Consider the following 14,587-nt stretch of genomic DNA (forward strand, 5'->3'; position numbering starts at 1 on the left):
TGCTCTCTGTGTGCATCCGCAGGGGCAGAAGAACATATACTGGGAAAGAAGAGAAGAATAAGGCAGATATGTGATGGAGCGAAACAGAAAAATATGGATGCAGATATTGGCGCTGGCAGCAGTGCTTCGTTTCTTTCCGGTCGATTTTCAAATGGCTGTTCCGGTTGATGCAGGACAGATTACAGTGAAGACAGAAGAACAGCAGACTGAGAAACCAAAACTTGCGCTTACATTTGATGACGGACCGAGCAGGGAGCATACTTCAAAGCTTTTGGACGGATTGAAAGAGCGGGGAGTCAAAGCAACTTTTTTTCTGATCGGGGCGAATTTGGAAAAAGAGGGGAACGCGGAAATCGTAAAAAGAATGTATGAAGAAGGACATCTTATCGGAAATCATACGTATCATCATGTAGATCTGTCGAAGCTTGGAGAAAAAGAGGCGGAAACGGAACTTAAGATGACAGATGCGGCGATCGAAAAAATGATAGGTCAAAAAACAGAATTCATCCGTCCGCCCTTTGGCGCAATGCCAAAAAGTGGGGAAGATCCGGAAAAATTATATGTGAAATGGACGGTGGATTCGCGCGACTGGGTTACGAAAAATGTAGGACAGATCGTTCGGGAAGTGACGAAAGATACGGAAGACGGAGATATCATTCTCATGCATGACTGTTATGGAGAATCGGTGGAAGCGGCATTAAAGATTATTGATATTATGGAAGAAAAAGGTTATGAGTTCGTGACGGCGGACGAATTACTTGTTGAGTGATATTATGAAAGATAGGATGGAAAAACAGATGATAAATGAGTATTCAAGAACAGAGCTTTTGCTTGGCAGTGAAGGGGTGGAGAAGTTAAAGAAGTCGTCTGTCGCAGTGTTCGGCGTAGGCGGCGTGGGTTCCCACTGTATTGAAGCTTTGGCAAGATCTGCGGTGGGAAGATTAGTGCTGATCGATAATGATGAAGTATCTCTTACAAATATTAATCGGCAGTCCATTGCTTATCACAGTACAATCGGCAGGATGAAGACAGAGGTTATGAAGGAGAGGATTCGGGATATTAATCCGAAGATTGCAGTCGAGACATATGAGACGTTTGTGCTGCCTCAAAATACAGAACAGATTTTTGGACAGATTGGACCGGTAGATTATATCGTGGATGCCATTGATACAGTCAGCGCCAAAATTGCGATCGTTCAGTATGCCAAAGAGAAAAGTATTCCGATCATCAGCAGTATGGGAACCGGAAATAAGCTTCATGGAGAATTGTTTGAGATCTCAGATCTGTCAAAGACAAGTATGTGCCCGCTTTGTAAAGTGATGAGAAAAGAATTAAAAAATCGTGGGATTATCCATTTAAAAGTATTGTATTCAAAAGAAAAACCAATCGATACGTCAGGACGTACGACAGGGGAAGATCAGGGAATGAGAAGATCGGTTCCTGGGAGCATTTCTTTTGTTCCGCCTGTGGCAGGACTTTTGATAGCGGGAGAAGTGATCCGCAGTCTGACCGGGGTTGGGCAGAGAGAAGCTGGAGAAAAAGGATAGGAAAGACAGAAGGAGAAACAGATGGATTTATTTGATTATATGCGGGAGACAAAGAAGGAGAAAGAATCGCCGCTGGCTTCCAGAATGCGGCCGAAGACTCTTGATGAAGTGGTTGGACAACAGCATATTATAGGAAAGGATAAGCTGTTATACCGGGCGATCAAGGCGGACAAACTTAGTTCGGTCATTTTCTACGGGCCTCCGGGAACCGGCAAAACGACGCTTGCGAAAGTGATCGCAAATACGACAAGCGCTGAGTTTCAACAGATCAATGCAACTGTTGCAGGGAAAAAAGATATGGAAGAAGTCGTAAGACGGGCAAAGGATATGCAGGGAATGTACGGAAAACGAACCATTCTTTTTATTGATGAGATCCATCGGTTTAACAAAGGGCAGCAGGATTATCTGCTTCCGTTCGTGGAGGATGGAACGGTTATTTTGATCGGAGCCACAACGGAGAATCCGTATTTTGAGGTGAACAGCGCTTTGATCTCACGCTCCGCGGTGTTTGAATTAAAATTACTTGAAAAAGAAGATATTAAAACACTTCTGCTGCGGGCGGTGAACGATGAAGAAAAAGGCTTGGGAAGTTTTCATGCCGAGCTGGATGAGGATGCTCTTGAATTTTTGGCGGACGTATCTGGAGGAGATGCAAGAAGTGCTCTGAATGCGGTTGAACTTGGCGTTTTGACAACGAAAAGGTCGGAAGACGGGATCATTCACATTACACTTGAAGTTGCATCGGAATGTATCCAGAAAAGAGTCATAAATTATGATAAAAAAGGGGATAACCATTATGATATTATCTCGGCGTTTATTAAAAGTATGCGTGGATCAGATCCTGATGCAGCAGTGTTCTATCTGGCAAAAATGCTGTATGCAGGAGAAGATGTGAAGTTTATTGCCCGCCGTATCATGATCTGCGCGGCGGAGGATGTGGGAAATGCGGATCCGATGGCGCTGACTGTTGCTGTTTCTGCAGCGCAGGCAGTAGAGCGTATTGGAATGCCTGAATCACAGATTATTTTATCTCAGGCAGTAATTTATGTGGCATGTGCGCCGAAAAGCAATTCTGCGGTCAATGCGATTTTTGCTGCAAATGAAGCTGTGAAAACTCATCAGACAACGGTACCTTCGCATCTTCAGGATGCTCATTACAAAGGTTCTCAAAAACTTGGTCATGGGATTGGGTATAAATATGCACATGATTTTCCGGGGCACTATGTGAAACAGCAATATCTTCCGAATGAAATAAAAGATGCCCGTTTCTATGAACCGGGCATCTTAGGATATGAAAAAAGGATGCAGGAATATTTAGAGAAGATTCGTGAGGAGTAAAGTGTAGATCTCCTGACTTTTTAAATTCCAGTGATTCGTAATGGCTTCGGCTTCTTTTTCGGTCGGAACGGTCAGTTTCAGATCGATGAGGCTGAAGCCGTTTTCTACAATCTGGCATCTTGCTTCATATTCTTTATTTGTGTTCAGATAGTAATCAGCTTTTACTGATACTTCCTCTTTTAAATCGTATTGTTTTTCTGTCAGAAAATCATCAATGTCTTTGCGGATCGCGGGTGAGATCTTATTGCTGAAATAATGGATCGTCTCCGCGCCGCTTTCTGTAAGATGATAAAGTGTCCGATTATGGGTTGTCTCAGTACGGATCAGTTCGGATTGTGTCAGTTCGGAAATCGCTTCCTGCAATTTAAAGTAAGTTGTATACCCTTTATCAAGTACAAATTCCGATATCTGAGAAGTAGTGAGCGGAAAATCAACTTTGTTCAGCATATAGAGTATGATCAGTTTATACAATGTAAATGTTTCAGCCATGATAATCCTTTCCCTGCCAAATGTCTTGTTGTTTTAAATATTGATGAAACCGGTTTAAGACAGTCCTTTTTGCACTTGTCCACAGCGGCGCAATGAGAAGCTCTTTCGGTCCGTCTCCGGTCAGTCTGTGGATGACGATATCAGGGCGCAGCTTTGCGATACATGCGCCGAGAATCTCGATATATTCCTTCATGTCAGGTATATGAAACGGGGATTTTTCGTAAACGGCGGCAAGATCTGTTCCTTTTAATATATGAAGAAGCTGCAGCTTGATCCCCTGAATATCAAGCGTGTTTAAATGGTTGATCGTATCAAGCATCATCTCTTTCGTTTCATTCGGAAGAAAGAGGATGACATGAACGATGACGGTAATCCCCCGTTTTCGGAGCTGTCGTACCGCTTCATCAAAAACTTCCAAAGGGTATCCACGCCGGATGAAGCGCGCTGTTTGGGGATGGATTGTCTGAAGTCCCAGTTCCACCCAGACAGGTTTGATTTGATTCAGCCTGTCCAAAAGCTCAAGTACGGCAGGGGGCAGACAGTCCGGTCTTGTGGCAATGGAAAGAGCACAGACGTCAGGATCGTTGATTGCCTCTGTAAATACTTTTTCCAGATAATCTACAGGTGCATAAGTATTTGTAAATGCCTGAAAGTAAGCGATGAATCTGCGTACCGGGCGTTTTTCCTTTATCTTGGCTTTCCCTTCGCGAAGCTGTTCTGTGATCGAAAGAGCGGCGTTTCCTGCAAAGTCTCCTGATCCCATTGCGCTGCAGAAGATGCATCCGCCGGTTCCGACATGACCGTCTCTGTTGGGACAAGTCATACCTCCGTTGAGAGTGACCTTATATACTTTTTCTCCAAATAAATGATGCAGATGGAGATTGAGAGAAGAGTAACGTTCCTTATCCGGTTGGGACTGCGAAAAAACAGGAGTCATTAAATTAATTCCTTTATTGCGCGGCTGACCGTTTCTGCAACACATGGGTCAAATGCCTGCGGTAAAATGTTGTTTTCAGAAAGTTCGTCATCAGGAACAAGTCCGGCGATGGCTTTCGCGGCAGCCAGTTTCATTTCTTCCGTAATCTGAGATGCTCGTCCTTCTAAAGCTCCTTTGAAGATACCAGGGAAGGCAACGACATTATTTACCTGATTCGGAAAATCAGAACGGCCTGTTCCGACAACTTTTGCTCCGGCTGCTTTGGCAAGATCAGGCATGATCTCAGGAACCGGATTTGCCATGGCGAAGAGAATCGCGTCGTTGTTCATAGAAGCGACCATTTCTTCAGTGACGATACCGGGAGCAGAAACACCTACGAAGATATCTGCGCCCTTCAGGGCATCGGCTAAAGTTCCGGAAGCGTTTTGAAGATTCGTTACTTCTGCCATTTCTTTTTGCATCCAGTTTAAATTCTTGGAGTCTTTGGAAATGATTCCGTTGATATCACACATTGTAATATTTGTAAAACCGTAATTCAAAAGAAGCTTTGTAATCGCAACTCCGGCGCTTCCGGCTCCGTTTACGACAACTTGGCAATTTTCTTTTTCTTTTCCGGTCACTTTCAAAGCGTTGATGATTCCTGCAAGTACGACGATGGCAGTTCCATGCTGGTCATCGTGGAAAACAGGAATATCGAGAAGTTCTTTTAACCGCGTTTCAATCTCGAAACAGCGGGGAGCAGAGATGTCTTCCAGGTTGATTCCGCCGAATGCCGGAGCAATGTTTACGACTGTGCGGATGATTTCCTCGGTATCTTGTGTGTCAAGACAGATCGGTACTGCGTTGACGCCGCCGAATTCTTTGAAAAGGACAGCCTTTCCTTCCATGACCGGCATTGCGGCAAGTGCGCCGATATTTCCAAGTCCGAGTACAGCGCTTCCGTCGGATACGACGGCGACTGTGTTGGACTTGATCGTATATTTGTATGCGGCTTCCGGATCTTTTGCGATGACCTTGCAAGGTTCTGCTACTCCCGGCGTGTAGGCAATCGCCAGATCTTCACGGGAATTGACATGGGCTTTTGCCGTTGTCTCCAGTTTCCCGTTCCATTGTTCATGCATCTGAAGTGCTTTTTCGCTATTTGACATTTTGCTTACCTCACTTGTAATTATCATTTTGCGTAATTTCTATTATCATAGCACTTCTGCCCCTGTCTTGACAAGGGCAGGAACGAAATGTATAATGAAAGTACATGTTTAGCGAATTTGTCAATTATATGTCATTTCAGACAGTGATTCCCGGAGCATTCAAGAAATTTTAAAATTGAAAAACAGAAGAGAATGATTTATTTATATTTCATGAAAGGGTTGGATTATGACGAGAGAAAAATATGAATCTCTTCCGCTGGCAACGTTAAAAGAATTGTCAAAAGTGAGAAAAATGAAAGGCGTTTCTACATTAAAAAAGGCGGATCTGATTGAGGCGATGATACGTCTTGATGAGCAGGAAGAAAAGGAAAAGCTTTCAGAACAAACAGAAAGCGTTTTGGAAAAGCCGGATAAGGAAACAGAAGAGCAAAAGAAAGATGAAAAAGTAAGCGAGGATTCTAAAGAAAACAAAGAACATAAAGAAGCTCGCGAGAAAAAAGCGGAGACAGATATCGAACAACTTGACAGCGGATGTTCTGTAAGCGGCTTACTGGAAGTAATGCCGGACGGCTTTGGTTTTATTCGAAGTGACAATTATCTTCCGGGAGAAAATGACGTATATGTATCGCCTGCACAGATTCGGCGCTTTGGATTAAAAACAGGAGATATCTTGTCAGGAAATACAAGGATTAAGACACAGAGCGAAAAATTCAGCGCACTTCTCTATGTGACGACAGTGAATGGCTACCACCCGTCAGAAGCGGCGAAAAGACCGAATTTTGAGGAATTGACACCGATCTTCCCGAATGAAAGGATCCGTTTGGAACATCCGGGCAGCAGTACGGCAATGCGGATCATAGATCTGATCTCTCCGATCGGAAAGGGGCAAAGGGGAATGATTGTTTCCCCGCCGAAAGCAGGAAAAACAACTCTTTTGAAAGAAGTAGCACTTTCTGTACAGAAGACAGATCCGAAGATGCATCTTCTTATATTATTGATCGATGAACGTCCTGAGGAAGTGACTGACATTAAAGAGGCGATAGAAGGACCGAATGTAGAAGTGATCTACTCTACATTTGATGAACTTCCGGAACATCATAAAAGAGTATCGGAAATGCTGATCGCACGGGCAAAACGTCTTGTAGAACATGGTCAGGATGTGATGATTCTTTTGGACAGCATTACAAGATTGTCCAGAGCGTATAATCTGACGGTTCCGCCGTCAGGAAGAACATTGTCAGGCGGTCTTGATCCGGCGGCTCTGTATAGCCCGAAACGCTTTTTCGGAGCGGCAAGAAATATGAGAGAAGGCGGAAGCCTTACGATTTTGGCAACTGCGCTTGTAGAGACAGGAAGCAAGATGGATGACGTCGTATACGAGGAATTCAAGGGAACAGGAAATATGGAGCTTATGCTTGATCGGAAATTACAGGAAAAAAGGGTATTTCCGGCGATTGATATTCCGCGGTCAGGAACGCGAAGAGAAGATCTTCTTCTGAATAAAGAAGAGCAGGAAGCCAGTTACATTATCCGTAAAGCGCTGAACGGAATGAAAGCGGAAGAAGCTGCGGACAACCTGATCAACATGTTTTCAAGGACAAAATCAAATGTTGAATTAGTGCAGCAGGTGATCCGTCAGAAGTTTATCTAAAAAATAGTTGCAAAAGGCAATATCTTGTGATACAATGAGGAAGCTGTTTAGAGATTATAATAGTATTTTAAAATAGAGAGGTGAAAATCATGCGCGAAGGAATCCATCCAGAATATCATCAGGCAACTGTGACTTGCAACTGTGGAAACACATTTGTAACAGGTTCTACAAAAGAGAACATCCACGTTGAAATCTGCTCCAAATGCCATCCGTTCTATACAGGACAGCAGAAAGCAGCACAGGCACGCGGCCGTGTTGATAAGTTCAATAAAAAATACGGTATTAAATAAGAAGCGAATGAAGCAGGCTGAGGTGGGATCATCTCAGCCTCTTTTCTTTGTATTACTGAGAACATTTTTTGAATTTTTCCGGCATTACAAAAAGACCGGAGAGAAAAATAAAAAGTCCGGTGATACAGTTATAGTTAAATTTTGACAGACAGTAAAGGAGAAAACAGGAGAATTATGCGGTCATCAAATATTGGCGGACAGGCAGTGCTGGAAGGCATCATGATGAGAAACGGCGGAAAGTATTCTGTGGCAGTAAGAAAGCCGGATGGAGAGATAGAGGCTCAGGTGTGGGAGTACCACAGTGTGATCCCGTGGAAGACTCCTTTGAAGATTCCGTTTATCAGAGGAATTTTTAATTTTGTGGATTCTCTCGTTCTCGGGATGAAGACGTTGATGTATTCGGCTGATTTTTTTGAGGAAGAAGAGGACGGGGAACTTTTGACGAAAGAAGAGGCAGAAAAAAGAGAAAAGAAAGAGAAGATAATCATGAATATTACAGTCGTTATTTCACTGCTGGCGGCAGCGGCTTTATTTATGATCCTTCCGTATACGTTAAGTGGATTTTTGAAACATTTTACGTCATCCCGCTTCGTGGTGACTGTTTTTGAAGGTGTGATCCGTGTTGCAATTTTCTTGATCTATATTTTTCTTATTTCAAAAACAAAAGATATTAAAAGGACGTTTATGTATCATGGCGCAGAGCATAAATGTATTAATTGTATCGAACATGGAATGGAATTAAATGTAGAGAATGTAAGGAAAAGTTCCAAGCAGCACAAACGGTGCGGGACAAGTTTTCTTTTCTTCGTAATGATTGTAAGCGTTGTATTTTGTTTCTTTATTACGGCAGAGTCGCAGTCAATGTGTATTGTCATTAGATTGGCGCTTCTTCCGCTGATCGCAGGTGTCTCTTATGAGATAATCAAACTGGCGGGGAACAGTGACAATCCGGTGATAAATCTTCTGAGCAAACCGGGAATGTGGGTGCAGAACATGACGACGAAAGAACCGGACGACAGTATGATCGAAGTGGCGATTTGCGCGGTGGAAAAAGTGTTTGACTGGCGTATGTGGCAGGAGAATAATTATGAATTATCATGAGGCGTATGCGTGGGGGATAAAACGGCTGGAAGAGGCGGGAATTGAAGAGTTCCGTCTGGATGCGTGGTATTTGTTGGAAAATGTGACAAAAATCAGCAGGGCTTTGTTTTATGCCTACCCTGAAAAAGAGCTGACGAAAGATGAGGCGGCTCAATATAAAGAAAGCATACAAAGACGGGCGGATCGGATCCCTCTTCAGCATATTACCGGAGTACAGGAATTTATGGGACTTACATTTTCGGTAAATGAGCATGTTCTCATTCCCCGTCAGGATACGGAGACGCTTGTGGAACAGGCGTTATGTCTGTTGGAAAAAGAGAGAAAAACAAAAGGGAAGATCCGGCTGCTTGATCTTTGCACAGGCTCAGGGTGTATTCTTCTTAGTGTGCTTTGGCATGCAGAAAAGAATGGCGCTAAAAGTTCGGGAGAAGATCTTTCAGGCGTAGGAGCAGATCTGTCCGAAGAGGCTCTTGCAGTTGCCGCTGAGAATGCGAAAAGATTGGGAATAGAAGCGGAGTTTATAAAAGGCGATCTGTTTGAAAATATAGAAGGAAGTTTCGATATGATTCTTTCAAACCCGCCGTACATACGGACGGAGGAAATACAAACACTGCAAGAGGAAGTAAGGCTATATGATCCATTTGAAGCATTAGACGGAAAAGAGGATGGTCTTTATTTTTATCGAAGGATCATAAAAGAAAGCGGCACGTATTTAAAGCATGGCGGCTGGCTTGCTTTTGAGATCGGATACGATCAGGCGGAAGCTGTAAGCGGGCTGCTGCAAGAGGCAGGTTATGTAAAGATTGAAGTGAAAAAAGATCTTGCGGGACTTGACCGCGTCGTGTATGGCATGTATAGTTGAAAAAGTGTATAGAAAATATACAGGGAAGTGTACAGTTGAAGTATACAGGAAAGGATAAGAGAAATGTTTGACAGATTAGAAGATTTGTTGATTCGATATGAAGAAGTTATGGGAGAACTGCAGGAACCGGGTGTGGCAGACGATCCTGTAAGGTTCAGAAAATTGATGAAGGAGCAAAGTGATCTTGCACCGATCGTGGAGGCTTATAATGAGTACAAGCAATGTAAACAGAACATTGACGACAGTCTGGCAATGCTTGAAGAAGAGTCTGATGAGGAAATGAGAGAGCTTGCGAAAGAAGAACTGAATGATTCGAGAAAACGGGTGGAAGAACTGGAACAGGAATTGAAGATCCTCCTTCTTCCGAAAGACCCGAATGATGATAAGAACGTTATCGTTGAGATTCGAGCGGGTGCGGGCGGAGATGAAGCGGCTCTTTTTGCAGCCGAAGTTTATCGGATGTACGTTCACTACGCAGACAGCCGCAGATGGAAAACAGAGATGATCTCTTTGAATGAAAACGGAATCGGCGGATTCAAAGAGTGTGTATTTATGATTACAGGACAGGGAGCTTATTCCAGATTGAAATATGAAAGCGGAGTTCACAGGGTTCAGCGTGTTCCTGAGACAGAGAGCGGCGGACGTATCCATACTTCTACGATCACGGTTGCGATCATGCCGGAGGCAGAAGAAGTTGACGTAGTGATCGATGAGAAAGATATTCGTATTGATGTTATGCGCGCCTCGGGAAATGGAGGACAGTGTGTCAATACAACAGACTCTGCGGTTCGTCTGACTCATTATCCGACAGGAATTGTAATTTACAGTCAGACAGAGAAATCACAGCTTCAGAATAAAGAAAAAGCGTTCCGCCTGCTCCGTTCAAAATTGTATGATTTAGAGATGGAGAAGAAACAGGCTTCAGAGGCAGAGGCGAGAAGAAGTCAGATCGGTACAGGAGATCGTTCGGAAAAGATCAGAACTTATAATTTTCCGCAGGGACGAGTTACAGATCATCGTATTAAGCTGACTTTGCACAAGTTAGATACGATATTAAACGGAGATTTAGATGAGATCATTGACAGTTTGATCGCGGCAGACCAAACGGCCAAGCTGGCGAAAATGGAGGGATAGAACGTATGACAGAACCGACTTTTAAACGTCCGGAGCTGGAAGATAAAGAGATCATCTCTACTTATTTTAAGAAGGCGCCGAGCAGGAGCTGTGAAAGAACATTTGTAAATGTGTATCTTTGGTCCAGACATTATAAAGTGCAGTATGCGATCATTGAAGATACTCTTGTTTTTAGAGACAGCGGAAGAGGGATCGCCTTCACTTATCCGGCGGGAGAACCGGCAAATGTTAAGAAAGCGCTTGAATTTCTTATGGAATATTGCAGGGAAAAAGAAGTTCCTTTTATACTATACAATGTGACTCCTGGCATGTTTGCACAGATGGAAGAGTGGTATCCGCACAAATTTGCGATTGAGTATAACAGAGATCTGGCAGATTATGTGTATGAGACAGAGAAGCTGGCTTCTTTGGCAGGGAAAAAACTTCATGCAAAGAGAAATCACATTAATAAGTTTAAAAATCTTTATCCTGACTGGAGTTACGAAACGCTGACAGATGATAACGTGGAAGACTGTTTTCAGATGGCTTTGAAATGGAGAAATAAGAACGGATGCGAAGATGATCCGGAAAAAAATGCGGAGATGTGCGTGACGCTCAATTCTCTGCGTCTGTATAAAGAACTCGGATTAAGAGGAGGCGTATTAAAGGCAGGCGGACAAATCGTGGCATTTACGGTCGGAGAGCCTGTCAGTGACGATACGTTTGTTGTTCATATTGAAAAGGCGTTCGCTGAGGTGGACGGAGCATATCCGATGATTAATCAGCAGTTTGTACAGCATGAATGTATGGAGTACGAATATGTAAATCGGGAAGAAGATACCGGAGCCGAGGGACTTCGCAAGGCAAAGCTTTCTTACAGACCGGTATTTCTTGAGGAAAAAGGAATTGTAAAAGAAATGGAGTGAAAGTTATGATATCAAAAAAGATGGAAAATATGGTAGCGAACAGTTCTGCGATCCGCGCGATGTTTGAAGAAGGAAATCGTTTGGCAAAGTTGTATGGTGCAGAAAATGTATTTGATTTCAGCCTCGGCAATCCGAACGTTCCGGCGCCGGAAGCGGTGAAAAATGCGATTATCGAGCTTTTAAATGAGGAAGATCCGATCTCTCTTCACGGTTATACGAACAGCAATGCAGGATATGAAGATGTCCGTGAGGCGGTGGCAGAATCTTTAAATGACCGTTTCGGAACATCTTTTGAAGGGAAAAATATTGTCATGACAGTTGGCGCAGCAGGAGGACTGAATGTTATTTTGAAGTCGCTTTTGAACGCAGGGGATGAAGTGATCGTATTTGCGCCATATTTTGGAGAATATAGAAGTTATGTCAACAATTATGACGGTGTGATCGTCGAGGTATCACCTGACACAGAGACGTTTCAGCCGAAACTTGCAGAGTTTGAAGAAAAGATCACGGCGAAGACAAAAGCTGTGATCGTCAATACGCCGAACAATCCGACAGGCGTTGTATACTCAGAAGAAACGATTAAAAAAATGTCTGAGATTCTGGAAAAGAAACAGGAAGAATTTGGAACAGATATTTATCTTATTTCGGACGAGCCTTATAGAGAACTGGCATACGACGGAGTGAACGTGCCTTATCTGACAAAATATTATGCGAATACGATCGTCGGGTATTCTTACAGCAAATCACTTTCTCTTCCGGGAGAGCGAATCGGATATCTTGTCATTCCGAATGAAGCTGCGGACAGTGAAGATCTGATCTCGGCTGCAAGTGTGGCAACACGTATTCTTGGTTTTGTAAATGCGCCCACTCTTCAGCAGAAAGTTGTGAAAGCATGTTTGAATGCGAAAACAGACATTTCTTATTATGACAAAAACAGAGAGACTCTTTACAATGGATTAAAAGAGCTTGGATTTGAATGCATCAAGCCGGAAGGCGCATTTTATTTGTTTGTGAAATCTCCGGTTGAAGATGAGAAAGCATTTTGTGCGGCGGCAAAAAAACAGAATATACTTATTGTTCCGGGAAGTTCTTTCGGATGTCCGGGATATGTTCGTATTGCGTATTGCGTTGCTTACGAGACGATTGTGAATTCTTTGCCGAAGTTCAAAGAACTTGCAGAAGAATACAAATAAAAAACGGAAAATAGACGCAGGAGAAGAGACAATGATGGTCAGAAAAGAACTTTTAAGTAAAATTCGCACAGTCGAGCCGTATGTTCCGGGAGAACAGCCGCGGCAGAAAGTAGTGAAACTGAATACTAATGAAAATCCATATCCGCCGTCGCCGGAAGTAAAGACAGCGCTGAAAGCGATCGAGGAGGATGCGTTTCGGTTATATCCTGATCCGACATCAGGAGAACTTGTAAAGGCGCTTGCAGATCAATTCGGTGTGGGGGAAGACCAGATCTTTGCAGGAGTCGGGTCAGATGACGTACTCTCCCTGTGTTTCCTTACTTTTTTCAATTCGGAAAAACCGGTGCTGTTTCCGAATATTACATACTCTTTTTATGAAGTATGGGCAAATTTGTATCGGATTCCGTATAGTTGTCCTAAGCTGGATGATCATTTTAAAATTGTGAAAGAAGATTACTATCAGGAAAACGGAGGAATTATTTTCCCGAATCCGAATGCTCCGACTGCGATTTATGAAGATCTTGATTTTATCGAAGATATTCTGCAGCATAACAGAGACAGCATTGTGATCGTAGATGAAGCTTATATTGATTTTGCAGGAAAGTCGGCAGTCGGGCTGATCAGCCGTTATGATAATCTGATCGTTACGCAGACATTTTCAAAGTCCAGAAGTATGGCTGGAATGAGGATTGGATATGCAGTTTCTAATCCGGGTCTGATCCGCTGTTTAAATGATGTTAAATATTCGTTTAACTCATATACGATGAGCTGTGCGGCGATTGCCTGCGGGACAGCGGCTTTGCAAAACAGGGAATATTTTGAAACAACGGTCCGTAAGATAGTAAAAACAAGGGAAGAGGTCAAAGGAGAACTGAAAAAGCTTGGATTTGAATTTACAGATTCAAAAGCGAATTTTCTGTTTGTGACCCATCCAAAATATAGCGCGGGAAAATTATTTGAAGAGTTGAGAGAAGCGGGCATTTATGTGCGGCATTGGAACGATCCGAAAATAAAAGATTATCTGAGAATTACAATAGGTACAGACGAGGAGATGAAGGTTCTTCTTGATTTCCTGAAAAAGAAAATAGGAGCATAAAAAATGATTAAAAAACTGTTACAAGGTATGGTTGTTGGAATTGCCAATATTATTCCGGGAGTGAGCGGAGGAACAATGATGGTTGCAATGGGACTTTATGATAAGCTGATCCATGCAATCACGCACCTGAAATCGGAATTTAAGAACAGCATGAAACTGCTGATACCGATTTTTATAGGGGCAGGAGCGGCAATCGTTATTCTTTCAAGATTATTTGAATTTTTATTGGAGAATTATCCGATCCCAACGAATTTTGCTTTTTGCGGACTGATTGCGGGAAGCCTGCCGTTTATTTTTAACAAGGTGAAGGGACATTCAGTTTCGACGGGAAAGATCATTGCCTTTTTGATCTTTTTTGGTATTGTGATCTTGATGGCTCTTATGGGCGATACAAACGGGAAAGCGGCGGACGTAAGCTTTGGAATCGTAAATGCTATTAAATTATTCGGTGTTGGTGTGGTTGCAGCTGCAACGATGGTTGTTCCGGGAGTGAGCGGATCTATGATGCTGATGCTGCTCGGATATTATGACACGATCTTAAAAACGATCAATCACTTAATGGATGCGGTCGTGGCGTTTGACATGAACGGTATTTTGGCACAGTGCGGAGTGCTTATTCCGTTTGGAATCGGAGTTGTGATCGGAATTTTTCTGATAGCGAAACTGATTGAATTTATTTTTTCAAAAGCAGAGATCCATGCATATTATGCGATTATCGGTCTGATCATTGCATCTCCTATTGCGATTTTACTGAAAACAGACTGGAGCGCTTTTTCTGTAGTGACACTGCTGATCGGACTTGTAACATTTGCAGCCGGATGGTTTGTCGCTTCAAAATTAGGAGGAGAATAATTTTTTAAAAATTTTCCTGATACACAATCAAATTGGCAGTACGA

Annotated in this window: 15 protein-coding genes; 12 read left to right on the forward strand and 3 right to left on the reverse strand. The window is 43.0% G+C overall.

The window, feature by feature from the left end; translation table 11 throughout:
- Positions 1–73 precede the first annotated feature (73 nt).
- From RCH61_RS00815 to RCH61_RS00825, 3 genes are read left to right on the forward strand one after another with little or no spacing between them, the layout of a single operon-like run.
- On the forward strand, positions 74–769 hold the full coding sequence (locus RCH61_RS00815) for a polysaccharide deacetylase family protein (protein WP_178007338.1): 696 nt from the start codon (positions 74–76) through the stop codon (positions 767–769).
- Positions 770–797: 28 nt separating this feature from the next.
- Positions 798–1,547: a tRNA threonylcarbamoyladenosine dehydratase gene (locus tag RCH61_RS00820; protein ID WP_178007340.1), complete on the forward strand. Its 750-nt coding sequence runs from the start codon at positions 798–800 to the stop codon at positions 1,545–1,547.
- Between the two features lie 21 nt (positions 1,548–1,568).
- On the forward strand, positions 1,569–2,885 hold the full coding sequence (locus RCH61_RS00825) for a replication-associated recombination protein A (protein ID WP_178007342.1): 1,317 nt from the start codon (positions 1,569–1,571) through the stop codon (positions 2,883–2,885).
- Here the strand turns inward: RCH61_RS00825 and RCH61_RS00830 are convergent.
- Genes RCH61_RS00830 through RCH61_RS00840 form a run of 3 tightly spaced genes read right to left on the reverse strand, consistent with a single transcriptional unit; the run spans position 2,862 to position 5,459 of the window.
- Positions 2,862–3,374 (reverse strand): DUF4364 family protein, encoded by a 513-nt coding sequence (locus RCH61_RS00830; protein WP_178007344.1) that lies wholly within the window; start codon positions 3,372–3,374, stop codon positions 2,862–2,864. The genes RCH61_RS00825 and RCH61_RS00830 overlap by 24 nt on opposite strands.
- Positions 3,367–4,311 (reverse strand): TIGR01212 family radical SAM protein, encoded by a 945-nt coding sequence (locus tag RCH61_RS00835; protein ID WP_178007346.1) that lies wholly within the window; start codon positions 4,309–4,311, stop codon positions 3,367–3,369. Before RCH61_RS00835 ends, RCH61_RS00830 begins: the two co-directional genes overlap by 8 nt.
- Entirely contained in the window at positions 4,311–5,459 is a 1,149-nt protein-coding gene (locus RCH61_RS00840; RefSeq protein WP_306479583.1) for an NAD(P)-dependent malic enzyme, read from the reverse strand. Before RCH61_RS00840 ends, RCH61_RS00835 begins: the two co-directional genes overlap by 1 nt.
- A gap of 226 nt (positions 5,460–5,685) precedes the next feature.
- Here RCH61_RS00840 and rho point away from each other — a divergent pair, with 226 nt between their 5' ends.
- The 9 genes from rho (at position 5,686) to RCH61_RS00885 (ending at position 14,543) form a co-directional block, all read left to right on the forward strand.
- Entirely contained in the window at positions 5,686–7,110 is a 1,425-nt protein-coding gene (gene rho, locus RCH61_RS00845; RefSeq protein WP_178007402.1) for a transcription termination factor Rho, read from the forward strand.
- An 89-nt stretch (positions 7,111–7,199) separates the two neighbouring features.
- Positions 7,200–7,400, forward strand: coding sequence for a 50S ribosomal protein L31 (gene rpmE, locus RCH61_RS00850; RefSeq protein ID WP_009242226.1), 201 nt, complete (start codon positions 7,200–7,202; stop codon positions 7,398–7,400).
- Between the two features lie 174 nt (positions 7,401–7,574).
- On the forward strand, positions 7,575–8,501 hold the full coding sequence (locus RCH61_RS00855) for a DUF1385 domain-containing protein (protein ID WP_306479584.1): 927 nt from the start codon (positions 7,575–7,577) through the stop codon (positions 8,499–8,501).
- Positions 8,488–9,363: a peptide chain release factor N(5)-glutamine methyltransferase gene (prmC, locus tag RCH61_RS00860; protein ID WP_178007049.1), complete on the forward strand. Its 876-nt coding sequence runs from the start codon at positions 8,488–8,490 to the stop codon at positions 9,361–9,363. The genes RCH61_RS00855 and prmC overlap by 14 nt, the downstream gene beginning before the upstream one ends.
- Positions 9,364–9,426: 63 nt before the next feature.
- A complete protein-coding gene (prfA, locus tag RCH61_RS00865; protein ID WP_178007051.1) occupies positions 9,427–10,497 on the forward strand; it encodes a peptide chain release factor 1 in 1,071 nt (356 codons plus the stop codon).
- 5 nt (positions 10,498–10,502) lie between these two features.
- Positions 10,503–11,402: a DUF2156 domain-containing protein gene (locus RCH61_RS00870; protein ID WP_306479585.1), complete on the forward strand. Its 900-nt coding sequence runs from the start codon at positions 10,503–10,505 to the stop codon at positions 11,400–11,402.
- A 5-nt stretch (positions 11,403–11,407) separates the two neighbouring features.
- A complete protein-coding gene (locus tag RCH61_RS00875; RefSeq protein WP_306479586.1) occupies positions 11,408–12,595 on the forward strand; it encodes a pyridoxal phosphate-dependent aminotransferase in 1,188 nt (395 codons plus the stop codon).
- A 31-nt stretch (positions 12,596–12,626) separates the two neighbouring features.
- Entirely contained in the window at positions 12,627–13,691 is a 1,065-nt protein-coding gene (gene hisC / locus RCH61_RS00880; protein WP_306479587.1) for a histidinol-phosphate transaminase, read from the forward strand.
- Between the two features lie 3 nt (positions 13,692–13,694).
- Entirely contained in the window at positions 13,695–14,543 is an 849-nt protein-coding gene (locus tag RCH61_RS00885) for a DUF368 domain-containing protein (RefSeq protein ID WP_306479588.1), read from the forward strand.
- Positions 14,544–14,587: the final 44 nt, after the last annotated feature.

Source organism: Mediterraneibacter sp., from assembly GCF_030825015.1.
GTDB lineage: Bacteria > Bacillota > Clostridia > Lachnospirales > Lachnospiraceae > Mediterraneibacter.

What these genes read in the sequence shown, in the direction of transcription:
- RCH61_RS00870 (WP_306479585.1), top strand. Translation starts at nt 10,503, where the DNA reads ATGACAGAACCGACTTTTAAACGTCCGGAGCTGGAAGATAAAGAGATC.
- RCH61_RS00815 (WP_178007338.1), top strand. Translation starts at nt 74, where the DNA reads ATGGAGCGAAACAGAAAAATATGGATGCAGATATTGGCGCTGGCAGCA.
- RCH61_RS00835 (WP_178007346.1), bottom strand. Translation starts at nt 4,311, where the DNA reads ATGACTCCTGTTTTTTCGCAGTCCCAACCGGATAAGGAACGTTACTCT.
- RCH61_RS00885 (WP_306479588.1), top strand. Translation starts at nt 13,695, where the DNA reads ATGATTAAAAAACTGTTACAAGGTATGGTTGTTGGAATTGCCAATATT.
- rho (WP_178007402.1), top strand. Translation starts at nt 5,686, where the DNA reads ATGACGAGAGAAAAATATGAATCTCTTCCGCTGGCAACGTTAAAAGAA.
- RCH61_RS00825 (WP_178007342.1), top strand. Translation starts at nt 1,569, where the DNA reads ATGGATTTATTTGATTATATGCGGGAGACAAAGAAGGAGAAAGAATCG.
- RCH61_RS00855 (WP_306479584.1), top strand. Translation starts at nt 7,575, where the DNA reads ATGCGGTCATCAAATATTGGCGGACAGGCAGTGCTGGAAGGCATCATG.
- RCH61_RS00820 (WP_178007340.1), top strand. Translation starts at nt 798, where the DNA reads ATGATAAATGAGTATTCAAGAACAGAGCTTTTGCTTGGCAGTGAAGGG.
- prmC (WP_178007049.1), top strand. Translation starts at nt 8,488, where the DNA reads ATGAATTATCATGAGGCGTATGCGTGGGGGATAAAACGGCTGGAAGAG.
- prfA (WP_178007051.1), top strand. Translation starts at nt 9,427, where the DNA reads ATGTTTGACAGATTAGAAGATTTGTTGATTCGATATGAAGAAGTTATG.
- RCH61_RS00830 (WP_178007344.1), bottom strand. Translation starts at nt 3,374, where the DNA reads ATGGCTGAAACATTTACATTGTATAAACTGATCATACTCTATATGCTG.
- RCH61_RS00840 (WP_306479583.1), bottom strand. Translation starts at nt 5,459, where the DNA reads ATGTCAAATAGCGAAAAAGCACTTCAGATGCATGAACAATGGAACGGG.
- RCH61_RS00875 (WP_306479586.1), top strand. Translation starts at nt 11,408, where the DNA reads ATGATATCAAAAAAGATGGAAAATATGGTAGCGAACAGTTCTGCGATC.
- rpmE (WP_009242226.1), top strand. Translation starts at nt 7,200, where the DNA reads ATGCGCGAAGGAATCCATCCAGAATATCATCAGGCAACTGTGACTTGC.
- hisC (WP_306479587.1), top strand. Translation starts at nt 12,627, where the DNA reads ATGATGGTCAGAAAAGAACTTTTAAGTAAAATTCGCACAGTCGAGCCG.